Source organism: Leptothrix cholodnii SP-6 (assembly GCF_000019785.1).
GTDB lineage: Bacteria > Pseudomonadota > Gammaproteobacteria > Burkholderiales > Burkholderiaceae_C > Sphaerotilus > Sphaerotilus cholodnii.
In genome coordinates this window covers 3,189,376-3,204,146 of the sequence record NC_010524.1, presented here as the reverse complement: position 1 = coordinate 3,204,146, position 14,771 = coordinate 3,189,376, and the positions used below count along the sequence as shown (strand labels likewise).

At 69.9% G+C, this 14,771-nt stretch carries 15 protein-coding genes; 2 read left to right on the top strand and 13 right to left on the bottom strand.

Annotation, left to right across the window (positions count from 1 at the left end; translation table 11 throughout):
* Positions 1-6: 6 nt before the first annotated feature.
* The 8 genes from LCHO_RS14555 to imuA all read right to left on the bottom strand — a co-directional run bounded on the left by LCHO_RS14555 (position 7) and on the right by imuA (position 9,455).
* Positions 7-684, bottom strand: a complete 678-nt coding sequence (locus tag LCHO_RS14555; RefSeq protein ID WP_012347927.1) for a pilus assembly PilX family protein — start codon at positions 682-684, stop codon at positions 7-9.
* 10 nt (positions 685-694) lie between these two features.
* Positions 695-1,861, bottom strand: a complete 1,167-nt coding sequence (locus LCHO_RS14550; protein WP_012347926.1) for a PilW family protein — start codon at positions 1,859-1,861, stop codon at positions 695-697.
* 9 nt (positions 1,862-1,870) lie between these two features.
* Complete coding sequence (locus LCHO_RS22280; RefSeq protein ID WP_012347925.1) at positions 1,871-2,290, bottom strand: type IV pilus modification PilV family protein; 420 nt, start codon at positions 2,288-2,290, stop codon at positions 1,871-1,873.
* A 44-nt stretch (positions 2,291-2,334) separates the two neighbouring features.
* Positions 2,335-2,973 (bottom strand): GspH/FimT family pseudopilin, encoded by a 639-nt coding sequence (locus LCHO_RS14540; RefSeq protein WP_012347924.1) that lies wholly within the window; start codon positions 2,971-2,973, stop codon positions 2,335-2,337.
* Positions 2,967-3,473: a type IV pilin protein gene (locus LCHO_RS14535; protein WP_012347923.1), complete on the bottom strand. Its 507-nt coding sequence runs from the start codon at positions 3,471-3,473 to the stop codon at positions 2,967-2,969. The genes LCHO_RS14540 and LCHO_RS14535 overlap by 7 nt, the downstream gene beginning before the upstream one ends.
* 183 nt (positions 3,474-3,656) lie before the next feature.
* A complete protein-coding gene (locus LCHO_RS14530; RefSeq protein ID WP_012347922.1) occupies positions 3,657-6,986 on the bottom strand; it encodes an error-prone DNA polymerase in 3,330 nt (1,109 codons plus the stop codon).
* A gap of 4 nt (positions 6,987-6,990) precedes the next feature.
* The gene (locus LCHO_RS14525) at positions 6,991-8,634 is read right to left on the bottom strand and encodes a Y-family DNA polymerase (protein ID WP_012347921.1); all 1,644 of its coding nucleotides are present in this window, start codon (positions 8,632-8,634) and stop codon (positions 6,991-6,993) included.
* Positions 8,607-9,455, bottom strand: coding sequence for a translesion DNA synthesis-associated protein ImuA (imuA, locus tag LCHO_RS14520; protein ID WP_012347920.1), 849 nt, complete (start codon positions 9,453-9,455; stop codon positions 8,607-8,609). Before imuA ends, LCHO_RS14525 begins: the two co-directional genes overlap by 28 nt.
* A 209-nt stretch (positions 9,456-9,664) precedes the next feature.
* Here imuA and ettA point away from each other — a divergent pair, with 209 nt between their 5' ends.
* Together ettA and LCHO_RS14510 are read left to right on the top strand one after the other, a co-directional pair.
* Positions 9,665-11,329: an energy-dependent translational throttle protein EttA gene (ettA, locus tag LCHO_RS14515; protein ID WP_012347919.1), complete on the top strand. Its 1,665-nt coding sequence runs from the start codon at positions 9,665-9,667 to the stop codon at positions 11,327-11,329.
* Positions 11,330-11,437: 108 nt separating this feature from the next.
* Complete coding sequence (locus LCHO_RS14510; protein WP_012347918.1) at positions 11,438-11,776, top strand: P-II family nitrogen regulator; 339 nt, start codon at positions 11,438-11,440, stop codon at positions 11,774-11,776.
* A gap of 76 nt (positions 11,777-11,852) precedes the next feature.
* On the opposite strand, the gene LCHO_RS14505 is transcribed toward LCHO_RS14510, so the two are convergent.
* The 5 genes from LCHO_RS14505 to LCHO_RS14485 are packed head-to-tail and all read right to left on the bottom strand — an operon-like array spanning position 11,853 to position 14,647.
* Entirely contained in the window at positions 11,853-12,233 is a 381-nt protein-coding gene (locus LCHO_RS14505) for a diacylglycerol kinase (protein ID WP_012347917.1), read from the bottom strand.
* A gap of 47 nt (positions 12,234-12,280) precedes the next feature.
* Positions 12,281-12,841, bottom strand: coding sequence for an RDD family protein (locus tag LCHO_RS14500; RefSeq protein WP_012347916.1), 561 nt, complete (start codon positions 12,839-12,841; stop codon positions 12,281-12,283).
* The gene (locus LCHO_RS14495; protein WP_043704336.1) at positions 12,838-13,563 is read right to left on the bottom strand and encodes a DUF3106 domain-containing protein; all 726 of its coding nucleotides are present in this window, start codon (positions 13,561-13,563) and stop codon (positions 12,838-12,840) included. Before LCHO_RS14495 ends, LCHO_RS14500 begins: the two co-directional genes overlap by 4 nt.
* Before the next feature lie 29 nt (positions 13,564-13,592).
* The gene (locus tag LCHO_RS14490) at positions 13,593-14,084 is read right to left on the bottom strand and encodes a DUF3619 family protein (protein ID WP_012347914.1); all 492 of its coding nucleotides are present in this window, start codon (positions 14,082-14,084) and stop codon (positions 13,593-13,595) included.
* Complete coding sequence (locus LCHO_RS14485; protein WP_012347913.1) at positions 14,081-14,647, bottom strand: RNA polymerase sigma factor; 567 nt, start codon at positions 14,645-14,647, stop codon at positions 14,081-14,083. The genes LCHO_RS14490 and LCHO_RS14485 overlap by 4 nt, the downstream gene beginning before the upstream one ends.
* Positions 14,648-14,771 lie beyond the last annotated feature (124 nt).

Genomic DNA, 14,771 nt, shown 5'->3' with positions numbered 1-14,771 from the left:
GAAAAATCAGAAGTGCACCAGCGTCTCGGTGGTGCTGGTGGTCTTGCGACCGCCCTTGGCACGCACGATGACGCGGAAATATTGCGCCAGCACGGTCTGCTGCAGGCGCGGGTCGTCGTAGCGGATGTCGCCGCGTTCGGTGCTGCCCGACAGTGCGGCCGTGATCGGCTTGGCGCAGGAGACGGTCGTCAGCGTCGGATCCCCGGCGTTGTTGCAGACCCGCAGGATCACCCAGCGCGCCTTGATGCCGTTGGCCAGGTCGAGCTCGAGTTCGCGTGGCTTCAGGCAGCGCGCGTAGCTGCCGCTGGCGTAGCTGTCGCAGTCGTTCCAGTCCCAGTCGATCACGGCCCGGGTGGTGTCGGCGGTGCGTGCGCCGGTGGGGTCGAGCGTGGGGATCAGGCTGGCGCTGTAGCCCTGGGCGACGATGTCGTTCTGCAGCCCGATGCTGCCGGCGTTGTCGGCCAGCCACTGGATCGCCTGGCGCGAGGCATCGTCGGCGGCGAGCAGGGTGTCCTGCTTGAAGCTCAGGTTGCCGAGGATGGTGGAGCCGGTGTCGACCGAGCGGATCAGCGCCACCGCCGCCAGCGACAGCGCCACCAGCGTGATCAGCGAGAACACCAGCGACATGCCGCGCTGGGCCGTGCGCCGGCTGCGGCGGATCAGGGAGGATGTGTTGGGCAGCATCTCGGTCACCTCACGATTGCCAGAGCATGTTGCGCAGCGGCACCGCGGCCTCGAAGACCTTGTAGCGGTAGTGCTGCCAGCTGTCGAGGTGGTCGACCTTGAGGGGCTGCGTGTTCACGCCGTCGGGCATCCAGGTGGGTTCGGTGACGGTGACGATCTCTTTCTCGCGCTGGTTGCTGCGCGCCACCAGCGCGATGCGCACCGCGATCACGCGCGACCAGCCGTCGGCGGTGGTCGGCGCGGTGTTGTCCCAGGCGTCGACGACGTTGTCGCGGGTGACCGAGGTGTCGCGGCCGTAGACCGCCTGCAGGTTGACGATCTGCGGAAACAGCGCGTCGGCCGTGACCCACTGCGCGGTGTTGTTGTCGACCGAGCGCATCTGCAGCGCGCTGCCGGTGGTGCTGGTGCTGAGGCTGTATTCGCGGTAGGTCATGGTGCCCAGGTTGACCAGGTGGCTGCCCGCGGCGTAGCTGGTGTCGGCGTTGACGGCGCCGGGGAAGACGGTGTTGGTGCTGTCCTGGTTCCACGGCCCGTCGGTGCCGGGCTGGTGGACGATGCGGTTGTCCGTGGTGGCCGGGTCGACGCTGATGTTGAACACCGAACACCAGCTGGGCGTGACCTGGCTGGCGCTGGGCAGCGGGGTGGGGGTGGGCACCACCACCATCATGTCGCCCTGCGCCGTGCCGATGTTGGTGCGCTCGTCGAGCACGAACTCGCTGCCGTCGCGGCGGTGGTTCTGATAGACGCGGATCGGCAGCGAATAGAACGACGAGTCGGCCTTGCCGCTGAACAGCATGAACAGCGAGTCGGGCGAGCCGGTGGCGACGTCGGTGCCGTCGACGATGCGCACCGCCACCATCGGCTGGCCATTCCACGGCGGCACCGTGCCATTGCGCGAGCCGCGCAATTCGCAGCCCGCGCCGCCGCCGGTGGCGATGCCGTAGCCGCTGAGCTGGATGTCGCGCTGCAGCGTCTGCAGCGCCAGCGCGCCGTTGAGCTGGGCGTCGGAGCCGCCGGTGGTGCTGCGTTTCTGGCCCTCGAAGACGATCGCCACCTGCGCGATCACGAGGGTGGCGAGCAGGCCGATGACCAGGCCGACCATCAGCTCGACCAGGGTGACGCCGCGCTGGCGCGCGAGCAGCGGGCGGCGTGTGCGGGCGCTTGGATGCAGGTTCACGCGGAATCCTCAGCGATTGATCGAGGTGCTGGTGTTGAAGCTGTGCTGCGCTTCGTTGGGCACGATCCAGAAGATCTTGATGCCCACATAGCCGGTGCTCGGAACGATCTCCAACTCGGGCGGAACGTTGCCCGGAAGTGTCTGGCTGACTTTGGCAATCCAGTTCCTGCACGGCAGATGGCTTGAGCAGCTGTCGCGGTAGGCGGCCAGGTTGGCGGCGTCGGCCCACATCGTGCCGACCAGGTCGTTGGCCAGATAGGCGGCGTCGGCGCGGAACTTGGCGCCGCTGGTGGCCTTCATCATCGACACCTGCAGGCCCAGCAGGCCGAGCGCGCCGAGCGAGAAGATGACGATCGCGATCAGCGCCTCGATCAGCGCGAAGCCCCGATCGCTGCGGCCTCGGGCGGTGGGGGATGTGATGCGGCGCATGGTCGGTGTCGCTTCGGTTGAGGGGCTTCGGCCGATGGGGCGCGTCAGCACTTGCGCGGGTCGTTGTCGTCGGTGACGGCGGGGTCGCACATGCGCACGTTGCCGCCGTTGCCCAGCATCAGGCGCAGCGGCCGGCTGGCTCCGCTGGCGGTGTGGCTGATGTCGATGCAGCGCAGTGCCGATGCCGGCGTGGTGATGCGACCGTAGCTGTTGTAGCTGACCTGGGTGGTGCTGGCCGCGGCGCTGCAGTCGGCATTCTTGATGGCGATGGCGACGTTGCGCGCACCGTCGCCCTGGGCGTACTTGGCGAGGATCTTGGGTGAGGTGTCCTCGCTGACGGCCACGGCGCATTGGGTTTCCGGCGTCTCCAGGCTGACCACCCACGACGCCGACGTGGCCGACAGCGCGCAGCTGTTGTCGAGCACGCCCGGGTTGCCGCTCTGCGGCGTCACCAGAGAGAACAGCACCGGCTGGTTGCGCCGCACCGCCTCGCTGCGGGCCTTGGCCAGCCCGCTGTTGATCGACTCGGCGGCGTTGCGGATCTCGGTGTTGCGCAGCCAGGCGCCGATGCTGGGCATCGTGGCCAGCAGCAGCAGGCCGAGGATGGTCATCGTCACCATCAGCTCGATCAGCGAGAAGCCTGCCGCCACCGGGCCGCTCGCCACACGCCCGGGCTTCAGCATTCGTTGCCCCTGACCAGCCAGCACGCGTTGGTGAGGCCGGTTTCGCCCTTGAATGCCGTGGTGCCGCGGTTGTTGGCCTCGTCGATGGTGTAGACGTGGGCACTGTTGAGTTCGGCGGTGCTGGTGGCGGTCAGGTCGTAACCCTGGCCGCTGTCGGTGATCGCGCAGCTGTAGGTGAAGAACTTGGTGCCCGCCGGCGCGCTGAGGATGGCGCCGCCGGCGCAGTCGGTGCCGGTGCCGTAGTTGCGGTTGTCCTGGTAGTACTGCTCCATCTGCACCCGGTAGTTGCTCAGGTAGGTGAAGGCCTCCGGGATGCGGCCGCGGCGCAGGTAGTCGGTGTACGAGGGCAGCGCCACCGCGGCCAGGATGCCGACGATGGCCACCGCGATCATCAGCTCGATCAGCGTGAAGCCCCGGCTGCGCCGCCGACCGGTGCCGGGGCTCGGGTGCGTCACGAGCGGACCGGTCGAACGGGGGGAGCGGTGGTCGGCAGAAGGCATGGCAGGGGCTCGGCGGCGGTGGTGGGGCGAGGGTTCTTCGGACTGTGAAGGGATGTTAGGTCGCGGCCGCGCGCCCGGGCAACCGCGCCGCTGCCGCTCGTCGGCGCCGCCGATCCGTTTGTCGGTTGCAAGTGCTTGCATTTGTAATCCGGGCCGGAGGGTGGCCGGCCCGGCCTGTGCGGCTCAGTGGAAGTCGCGCGAACGGGTCTGCAGCGGGCCGAGCCAGCCGCTGATGTCGAACAGGTCGTGCGCCAGCAGATGCGCCACGCCGTCGCGCTGCTGCCAGGTGCCGCGCACGGCCAGCAGGCGTGATTCGAGCAGGGCGCGGCGGTACCGCTCGCGCACGTCCTGCCAGACGATCAGGTTGACCACGCCGGTCTCGTCCTCGAGCGTGACGAACACCGTGCCGTGGGCGGTGCCCGGCTGCTGGCGGCTGACGACCAGCCCGCAGGCGCGCACGACGCGCCCGTCGGGCACGCGCGCCAGCTCGGCGGCGCTCTTGACCGCCTGGCGTCGCAGCCGCTCACGCAGCAGCGCCAGCGGGTGGCGGCGCAGGCTCAGGCCGGTGGCGGCGTAGTCGAGCGTGACGGCCTCGCCCTCGGGCGCCTCGATCAGCGACAGCTGCGGCTCGCGGATCGGCGCGTCCTGCAGCAGGCCGGCGCCGGGGCCGGTGCCGGTCGTCAGCGGTGCGGCCGGCGGCGCCGCGGCGGCCCAGACCTGCTGGCGGCGATGTCCCGCCAAGGCGGCGAGCGCATCGGCGCGTGCCAGCGTCTGCAGCTCGTGCGGATCGAGCGCGGCGCGCCGGGCCAGGTCGTGCACGTCGATGAAGGCTGCCTCGCGCCGGGCCTGCAGCAGCCGCTCGGCGCTGGCCTGCGACAGCCCGCCGACCTGCCGCAGCCCCAGCCGCACCGCCGGGCCCCCCGCGCCCGAGCCGGGCGGCCGGGCCGATGCTGGGGGATCGGTGGCCGGCGCCGCCGCGGCCGGGCTCGGCGCCTCCAGCGTGCAGTCCCAGTCGCTGCGTGTCACGTCGACCGGCCGCACCTCGACCTGGTGCCGCCGCGCATCGGCCACCAGCTGCGCCGGGCCGTAGAAGCCCATCGGCTGCGAGTTCAGCAGCGCGGCCAGGAAGGCGGCCGGCTCGTGGCATTTCAGCCAGGCGCTGAACCACGCAAGAATCGCGAAGCTGTAGGCGTGGCTCTCCGGGAAGCCGTATTCGCCGAAGCCCTGGATCTGCCGGAAGATGCCCTCGGCGAACGCGCGCTCGTAACCGCGCTCGACCATGCCGCCGACGATGCGCTCGTGGAAATGGTGCACGCCGCCCTTGCGCCGCCAGGCCGCCATCGCGCGGCGCAGGCCGTCGGCCTCGCCGGGCGAAAAACCGGCGGCGATCATGCAGACCTGCATCACCTGCTCCTGGAAGATCGGCACGCCCAGCGTGCGCGCCAGCGCGGCATCGAGCGCCGGGTACGGTGAATCGGCCCGCTCCTTGCCCTGCTTGCGCCGCAGGTAGGGGTGCACCATGCCGCCCTGGATCGGCCCGGGCCGCACGATCGCCACCTCGATCACCAGGTCGTAGAACTTGTCGGGCCGCAGCCTCGGCAGCATGCTCTGCTGGGCCCGGCTCTCGATCTGGAACATGCCCACCGTGTCGGCCTTGCGGATCATCGCGTAGGTGGCGGGGTCGTCGCGCGGGATGTGGTGCAGCGTCCAGGGCTCGCGTTCGGGGCGCTGCGGCGCGCGGTGCGAGAACGAACCGCTGCCGCCGCGCCACGCCTGCGCCGTGCGGCCGTGCCAGGCGTTGGCCAGGTCGAGCGACTTGCGCAGCACCGTCAGCATGCCCAGCGCCAGCACGTCGACCTTGAGCAGGCCGAGCGATTCCAGGTCGTCCTTGTCCCACTGGATGATCTGGCGGCCGTCCATCGCCGCCGGCTCGATCGGCACCAGCTGCGAGAGCGACTCGCGCGCGATCACGAAACCGCCGCTGTGCTGCGACAGGTGGCGCGGAAAGCCCATCAGCGTGGTCGCCAGCTCGAGCCACTGCTGCGTGACGGGCGATTCGGCGTCCAGCCCCTGCTCGGCCAGCCGCTCGGACAAGGCGCCGCGGCCGTCGAACCACTGGTAGGACTTGGCCACCGCGTCGATCAGCAGCTCGTCGAGCCCGAACGCGCGGCCCACGTCGCGCAGCGCGCCGCGCACCCGGTAGGTGCTCACCGCCGCGGCCAGCGCGGTGCGGTGGCGGCCGTACTTGGCGTAGATGTACTGGATGATCTCCTCGCGCCGCTCGTGCTCGAAATCGACGTCGATGTCGGGCGGCTCGCCGCGCTCGCGGCTGATGAAGCGCTCGAACAGCAGCGTGGTCTGCGTCGGGTCGACCTCGGTGATGCCCAGGCAGTAGCAGACCGCCGAATTGGCCGCCGAGCCGCGGCCCTGGCACAGGATGCCGAGCCGCCGCGCCTGCCTCACGATGTCGTGCACGGTCAGGAAAAACGCCTCGTAGCGCATCTCGGCCACCAGCGCGAGCTCGTGCTCGATCTGCGCCAGCACGCCGGGCGGGATGCCGTCGGGGTGGCTGTGCGGCGGGTATCGGCGGGCCGCGCCGGCAAGGGTTTCCTGGCGCAGGTAGCTGCTGGCGCTGTGGCCGGCGGGCACGATCTCGTCGGGGTATTCGTAGCGCAGCTCGTCGAGGCTGAAGGTGCAGGCGTCGGCGATGCGCACGCTCTCGGCCAGCCACTCGGGCCGGTAGATCTGCGCCAGCGCCAGGCGCGAGCGCAGGTGCTGCTCGGCGTTGCGCATCAGCAGGTGGCCGCAGTCGGCCAGCGGCAGGTGGTGGCGGATGGCGGTCAGCGTGTCGGCCAGCGGCTTGCGCGAGCGCACGTGCATCAGCACGTCGCCGGCGGCCACCAGCGGCGCGCCGCTGGCCTGGCTGGCGGCGCGGGCGTGGGCGATGCGCAGGTTGTCGTCGGCGTGCTGCAGCAGCTCGATGGCGATGCGGGCGCGCTCGCCGAAGCGGGCCACCAGCCAGCGGGCCTGCGTGAGCAGCGTCGGCAGGTCGTCCTCGCGGCGCGGCAGCAGCAGGGCCCAGCAGTCGCTCGGGGCCGGGTCGAAGTCGTCGGCGTCTAGCCGGTAGTCGCCCTTGGCGCAGCGGCTGCGCGCCAGGGTGATCAGCGTGCAGAGCTGGCCGTAGCCGGCCCGGTTGCGCACCAGCAGCAGCAGCCGGCCGCCCGGGTGGGGGGGCCGGGTCCCCGAGGCGGCTGCAGGCGAGAGGGTGAATTCGCTGCCGATGATCAGGCGCAGCAGGCCCGGGTCGTCGGGTGCGCGTTCACCACGCGGGTGCCTGGCGGCTTCATGCGCGCGCACCACGCCGGCCACCGAACATTCGTCGGTGATCGCCAGCGCGCGGTAGCCGAGCCGGGCGGCGCGGGAGATCAGTTCCTCGGCGTGCGAGGCGCCGCTCAGGAAGCTGAAGTTGCTGCGGCAGTGCAGCTCGGCATAGTCGGGCAGACCGGCTTGCATGGGTTCAGCCGAACAGGCCGTGCAGAAACCAGCGCGGCTGGGCCGGGCTGTCGTCGAAGGCCGGGTTGCCGCGTTCGCGATAGATCCAGCACAGCGTGCCGGCCTGACCGAGCGCGACGTGGTAGTCGCGGCGCACCAGCGCGCCGTCGTGCCAGCCGGTCTCGATGCGCTCGGCGCGGCTCAGGATGCGCAGCGGCCGGCCCTGGTGCAGCGGCTGGCCGTCGTGCTCGGCCAGCGGCAGCGGCGCCGGCAGCAGCCAGGTCGGGCGGGGCAGGGCGTGGGTCAGGGCCGGCAGGGCGTCGCGTGACGCGGCATGCGGGGCGAGGGGCTTGGCGTCTGCGGTGCCGGCGTTCACCCAGCGATCGGCCTTCTCCGGCCTGGCGTCGGCCTGCGGCAGCAGGCGCCGCACCTGCGCGGCGCCGAGGCGGGCCTGCAGGCGGTCGACCAGGTTGGTGTGCGCCTGCGCCTGCTGGTGGGCGTCGGGCCAGAGCGTGGTGGGCCGGCCGGCTTCGGGCAGGCTGGTGTCGAGCTGCAGCGTGATGGCGTCCACCGGCGCGGCCAGCACCAGGTGCTGCAGGTGCTCGCGCAGCAGGGTCTGCAGGTGGCGCGCCTCGCGTGAGGGCGTGGCGAGGTCGAGCCTGAGCACCTGGTCGGGCAGGCTGCGGCGGCTGCTGTAGTCGTGCCGCAGGATCAGGCTCAGGCCCTGCGCGGCACGCCAGCGCAGGGCGAGCCAGCCGCACAGCGCCTGCACCAGCGGTGCGGCGGCGGCTTCGATGGCGGGCACGGCGTCGGCGCGCCAGGGCAGTTCGAGCGCCAGTGCAAAGGCCTCGGGGGGTTCGTGGCAGCGCCGCGGGTCGGGCTGATCGCCGAGGGCGCGGTCGAGGGCGTCGACCCAGTCTTGCGCGCCGCGGCGCCGCAGACCGGCGCGTGGCAGGCGCTGCAGGTCGGCCAGGCAACGCGCGCCGAGGGCGTGCAGCATTTCCAGCGTGGCGATGTGAGCGGCCGCGACCCGGCGCGCTGCCACGCCGGCAGCGTCTGCCGGGCCATCGGCTGCACGGCGCTCTGTGTCGGTTGCGCCGCAGGGCAGGCCCCACGCGCCCAGCAGCGCCAGCGGCAACGCCAACACCCGTCGGCGCGTGCTGCGCAGCTGGACGCAGCGGCGCTGCCGCTGCGCGGGCGGGGCGTGGGCGAGCAGGCGCGCGGCCAGCGGCGTGCTGGCCAGGCTCCAGCGCGGCTGGACGGCCTGCGCGCGCACCAGCCGATCGGCTCGCCGCAGCAGCGGCCGCAGGCCACCGAACAGACGCAGGCTGGCGTGGATGTCGAGCAGCAGGTCGGGCGGCTCGATCACCCGCTGCGGGCTCAGGCTGCCGAGGCCGAGCGCCAGGCGTTCGAGCAGGGCCGCCTCGCGGGCCGGATCGCGCGCCAGCACCAGGGCTTGCGGCGCCAGCGCCTGCGCGCTGCCGAGCCGCTGCCCGGCCTGCACGCCCAGGGCCTGCGCGGCGGCATTGGCGATCAGCACGGTGCGAGTCCGCCCGCCGGCATCGGCCTGCCAGACCAGCGCCGGCAGGCTCACCCCGGGCGGCCAGGGGCCGAGCGCGTCGAGAGCCAGCGTCGGCAGGTTCAGGCACAACCAGAGGGCGGGCGGCATGGTGGAGCGGGCGCAGGGTTGGTGCGCATCAGGCGACGTGGGGCGATGGCGTCGGGCGGGCGCCGATCCTGCGGCAGTGACTGGCTCAGCCGGTGGGCCAGCGCCGGGGCGAGTTGCGTGCGGGTGTCGATCAGCAGGCGTTCGGCCAGCGGCGGGCCGCGGCGTTTGATGATCTGCAGCGCCAGCTGCTGAGGCGCCTCGGCCACCACCCGGCAATGCAGGCGCAGCGCGGCCGGCGAGGCTTGCGCGGTGGCGCCGGCCGCGCGCAGCACGAACAGCAGCGCGTCGCTGGCCTGCGCGGCCAGGTGCAGGCGTCGCAAGGCGCCCGGCCGCAGCGCCGGCCCGCCGCCCGAGAGCGGCGTGCTGCAGTCGTCGGCCCACCACAACACCGCGGCGCAGCTGCCGGACCGCAGCGCCTGTTCGGCGGCCCAGGCGGCGTCGGCGCCGTGGCGGGGCTCGATCCACAGCGAGCGGCCGAGGTCGAGCCCGAGCGCCTGCAGCGCCGGCGCATGCGGGCGCAGCGGCGGGCTGATGCCGACCCATTCGCCACCGGCCTGGCCGAGTCGCGCCAGCGCCGGGGCGAGCAGGCGCCATTCGCCCTGGCCGGGGGCGTCGAGCAGCAATTCGGTCAACCCGCCGCCGGGCCAGCCGCCGCCGGGCAGCTGGGCGTCGAGCACGGCGTAGCCGCTCGGGCAGGCCGGCACGGGCGAGCCGGCGAGCTGGTCGCCCTGCCAGATCGCCGCATGCAGATGCCGGGGCAGGTCGTGCGCGGGCTCGGCTGACGGATCGAGCGACGGATGGGGGGGTGATCGGAGCGACAAGTTGTCTCAAATGACTGTATGTTCATACAGTCTACAGGTGTCCGCAAGCCCCTGGCCGTCGCGCGCCGGCCATCGGGCCGCGCGTGGTCTTGAGCGGGTTTTGCGACCGTCACCCCGGTCGTGTCGGCGCCGCGGGGCCGTCCTCCCGGATAATCGCGGGATTCGCGGCTGCGCCGCCTCCTCGATTGTTCGGAGACACCCTCCACACCATGGCCCAATACGTATTCACCATGAACCGCGTCGGCAAGATCGTGCCGCCGAAGCGGCAGATCCTGAAGGACGTCTCGCTGTCCTTCTTCCCCGGCGCCAAGATCGGCGTGCTGGGCATCAACGGCTCGGGCAAGTCGACCTTGCTCAAGATCATGGCTGGCATCGACCGCGACATCGAAGGTGAAGCCACCGCGATGCCCGATCTGCGCATCGGCTACCTGCCGCAGGAGCCGCAGCTCGACCCGAACGCCACCGTGCGCGAGGCGGTCGAGCAGGGCATCGGCGGCGTGCTGGCCGCCAAGCAGCGGCTCGACGAGGTCTACGCAGCCTATGCCGACGAAGACGCCGATTTCGACGCGCTGGCCGCCGAGCAGGCCCAGCTCGAGGCCGTGATCGCCGCAGCCGGCAGCGAGAACACCGAGATGCAGCTCGAGATCGCCGCCGACGCGCTGCGCCTGCCGCCGTGGGAGGCCAACATCGGCAAGCTCTCGGGTGGTGAGAAGCGCCGCGTCGCGCTGTGCCGCCTGCTGCTGTCCAAGCCCGACATGCTGCTGCTCGACGAACCCACCAACCACCTGGACGCCGAGTCGGTCGAGTGGCTGGAGCAGTTCCTGAGCCGCTTCCCCGGCACCGTGGTGGCCATCACCCACGATCGCTACTTCCTCGACAACGCCGCCGAGTGGATCCTGGAGCTCGACCGCGGACGTGGCATCCCCTACGAAGGCAACTACTCGACCTGGCTCGAGCAGAAGGAAAAGCGCCTCGAGCTGGAGCAGCGCACCGAGGACGCCCGCACCAAGGCGATGAAGATCGAGCTGGAATGGGTGCGCAAGAACGCCAAGGGCCGCCAGGCCAAGAGCAAGGCGCGCCTGGCCCGCTTCGAGGAACTGAGCGACTTCGACTACCAGAAGCGCAACGAGACGAACGAGATCTTCATCCCGGTGGCCGAGCGCCTGGGCACCGAGGTGATCGAGTTCACCAACGTCAGCAAGAGCTTCGGCGACCGGGTGCTGATCGACAACCTGAGCTTCAAGGTGCCGATGGGTGCGATCGTCGGCATCATCGGCCCGAACGGCGCCGGCAAGTCGACGCTGTTCCGCATGATCTCGGGCAAGGAGCAGCCGGATGCGGGCGAGGTCAAGATCGGCAAGACCGTCAAGATGGCCTTCGTCGACCAGAGCCGCGAATCGCTCGAAGGCGACAAGACGGTCTGGGAAGACCTGTCGGGCGGGCTCGACAACCTGGTGGTCGGCAAGTTCGTGATGCCCAGCCGGGCGTATCTGGGCCGCTTCAACTTCAAGGGCAACGACCAGCAGAAGCTGGTCAAGAACCTCTCGGGCGGTGAGCGCGGTCGTCTGCACCTGGCCAAGACCCTGGCCACTGGCGGCAACGTGCTGATGCTCGACGAACCGTCCAACGACCTCGACGTCGAAACCCTGCGCGCGCTCGAAGACGCGCTGCTCGAGTTCGCCGGCTCGGCGATGGTGATCAGCCACGATCGCTGGTTCCTGGACCGCATCGCCACGCATATCCTGGCCTGCGAAGGCGATTCGCAATGGTTCTTCTACCAGGGCAACTATCAGGAATATGAAGCCGACAAGAAGAAGCGCCTGGGCGAAGAAGGTGCGCGACCCAAGCGTGTGCGTTACAAGGCCCTGAAATAAGGCCGTCCGCACCGTTTCATGGCCTGCCTTGCGTTATCAGGAGCGCCTGTAACGCAGGGCAGTGAAATCGGTTAAATTGAGTCGCAGCAACGTTTTTGGAGCTTTGTCATGAAACAAATCACCGCGGTCATCAAGCCCTTCAAACTGGAAGAAGTGCGTGAGGCGCTGGCCGATGTCGGCGTCACCGGGCTCACCGTCACCGAGGTGAAGGGTTTCGGCCGTCAGAAGGGCCACACCGAGCTGTATCGGGGTGCGGAATACGTGGTCGACTTCCTGCCCAAGGTGAAGATCGAGGTGGTGGTCAAGACCGCCGACGTCGATCGCTGCCTGGAGGCGATCGTCAAGGCCGCCAAGACCGGCAAGATCGGCGATGGCAAGATCTTCGTGACGGCGGTCGAGCAGGTGGTGCGCATCCGCACCGGCGAGACCGACGAACAGGCCATCTGACGTCGTCATGGCCACCCGCTGCGGCGGGTCAGGACGCCCGTTCCGCTTCGGCTGAACGGGCTTTTTTCATGCGTCTTCAGGCCGTGAATCGAGCCCAGAGCGCCGCGGCCCAGATGCCGCCGCAGATCGCGAGCGCGATGAGGACGGCCGCGCTGCCGAAGTCCTTGGCGCGTTTGGCGAGTTCGTGCAGATCGAAGGAGATGCGGTCGACGGTGGCTTCGACGGCCGAGTTGAGCAGTTCGACGATCATCACCAGCAAGACGCTGCCGGCCAGCAGCGCCACCTCGACCCAGCCGCGGCCCATCCAGAAAGACAGGGGCAACAGGATCACGGCGAGCCAGGTCTCCTGGCGGAAGGCACTTTCGTTGCGGTAGGCGGCTTGCAGGCCTGACCATGAGTAGCCGGCCGCTCGCACGACCCGATCCAGGCCTGTGCGGCCTTTGTAGGGATTTGACATGCGCGCGATTGTGCCAGCGGGTCTTCGGGCGGCTGGCGTTCGCCGATTCAGCGTGATCTGGCGGCGCGCGGCAGATGGACCAGACGCGTGCCGCACAGCCGGTCATGCAGGAACTGGCGCTGCGGCATCCACCAGCTCAGGCCGGCGTACGCCAGCACGCCGACGATCAGCGCGCCGGATACGTCGCGGCTGCTGTGCCAGCCGGCCAGTTCGGCCACCAGCAGGGCCGGCAGGAACCACAGCCAGCTCAGCAGGTAGCGGGCTGCGGCCCGGGTCTGCGAGACGTCTTCGCCGCTGGCGGTCTGCAGGTGCAACTGCCAGGTCTTCATCGCCACGGTCTGGCGCCCTCTGGCCCAGAACCAGCTGAAGTAGACGCCCAGCACCACGAACATGAAGGCCTGCATGCCGTGGCGGCCGGCGAGGGCGTGCCGCTGCTGGGTCAGGACCGAATAGACAAAGCCCGCGATCATCACCACGCCGAACAGCAGCACGCCCTCGTAGACCATGGCAGCCAGGCGGCGGCGCAGGGTGGGGATATTGGCCGCGGCGGGGGTGTTTTCGGTGCGGGCCGTGCCGCTTGGCTCTCCGGCCAGGTTCACGGGATTCATTTCTGTGCTCGGGGAGGCTCCACGGCCGCGCCCTGCGGGCCGCGTTGCGGCAGCAGGGTCGCGCTGTCGACAAAGCCTGGCGTGGCTGCGATCTTGGGCATGCCTGCTTGTTGATGCCGTGGCGGAATCGGCTGCTGCGTGATCGGACGGGTGCTGGCGCCGACGGCGGCCTGCACGGTGGCGGGAGCCACCGGGCTGGGCTTGGCGATGGGGCGGCTGGTGTCGACGATGTTGGACTTGACCTGTGCCTGGCCGACCGGCTTGGCCGGCTTGACAGGCACCGGCTTGCGGTCGGCGGCCTGCTTGCTCAGGGCGTCCCGTTGTTCGGGTGGCAGGGACTTGTAGGCGTCCCAGCGGGCCTGGCGCTCGGTGGCGGGCACTTGCTTGACCTGCTCGAACTGCAGCCGTGCCGCGTTGCGCTGCGCCGGTGTCATGGCCGCCCATTCGGCCATTCTCGAGGTGGTGCGGGCCTGCTGTTCGGGCGTCATCTTCGGATAGCGGGCGGCGATGTCGATCCACTTCTGCTTGCGCAGCGCATCGATCTCGTTCCAGCGCGGCTGCAGCGGCTGCAGCACCTGGCGCTGTGCCGCAGTCAGTTCGTTCCATTGCGTGTTGGCGATCCCCTGGGCGTTGACCGTGCCCATCGAAAGTGCCGCAGCCAGCGCCATGACCGCCGACCAGACGGCCATCGGCCGGGCCGCATGCGTTCCATTTCTTGTCATGGGTGCAGCGTGCGCTCGCAGATCAGGTTTCATTGCGGTGCGACGTCGACCACGGGCTCCAGCAGAAACTCTGCGAAGCCGGGATCGGTGAAAGCTGAAGGGGGCAGGTCGTCGCCGAGCAGTGCGACATCCATCGTCGCGGCGGTGTCGATCTGCTCAAGGTCTTTCCAGTAATCGATGCCGAACAGGCCCAGCAGGAGCACCAGCACCGGCACTGCTCGCGCAAACGAATTCCACCAGGAGGTCCGTTCCCCGCTGAACAGACCGAAGGCTACGCTGCTCGTGCTCGATTGTGCAGAGACGATCTGCGCGGTTGTCGCGGCGGCCCGCTTGGCCGAGATGGCCGGACTGGCGGCCATCGCCACGGCCTGCTGGCGCGCGACCCGCAGGCGCTCGCTCACGTCGTGGGGCAGCATGTCGGTGCCGGCATTCAGGCGCGCCGTCACGCGCAGGCCAAATCGCGCCTCCAGCGCTTCTGCCTCGCCTGGCAGCACGGTACGGTTCGACCACACGGTATTCACAGCGAAATTCCCTTGAGCTTCAATGCTTTTGCCAGCGCATGAACCGCCCTGGAGCAGTGTGTCTTGACACTGCCTTCAGAGCATCCCATGGCGCCGGCAGTTTCGGCAACATCCATTTCCTCCCAGTAACGCATCAGAAACGCTTCGCGTTGACGGGTTGGCAGCTTGGCCACCTCGCCTTCGATGATCTGCAGCGTCTGTGAGCGTTGTGCGGCATCGGCCGAGCTTTCCGTGCCCTCGGAACTCGACAGCATCTCGAGCGTTTCGAGCAGATCGAAATCCGGATCGCCGCCGGCGGGCTCGAAATCCGAGAACACCTGCAGAACGCCCTTGCGCACTTTCTGGTGGCGGAACCAGTCCATCGTCGCGTTCGACAGGATGCGCTGGAACAGCATCGGCCACTCCGCGGTGGGGCGGTCGGCGTAGCGCTGGGACAGGCGGATCATCGCGTCTTGCACGATGTCCAGTGCCGCGTCTTCGTCGCGCACCGCATAGAAGGTGCGTTTGAAGGCGCGCTTTTCGACGTTCTGGAGAAAGTCTGACAGTTCTTGATCGGCGGCCAATGCAGGGGTGCCGTCAGGGCAGAAAAGAGGCGGGCGCGATTATGGCACCGGGCTGGGGCAGTGCCTGCACCGCCAGGCGGCGTGCTGCATTGCAACGCAAGGTGCCATAATCCGGCCCCCCGCA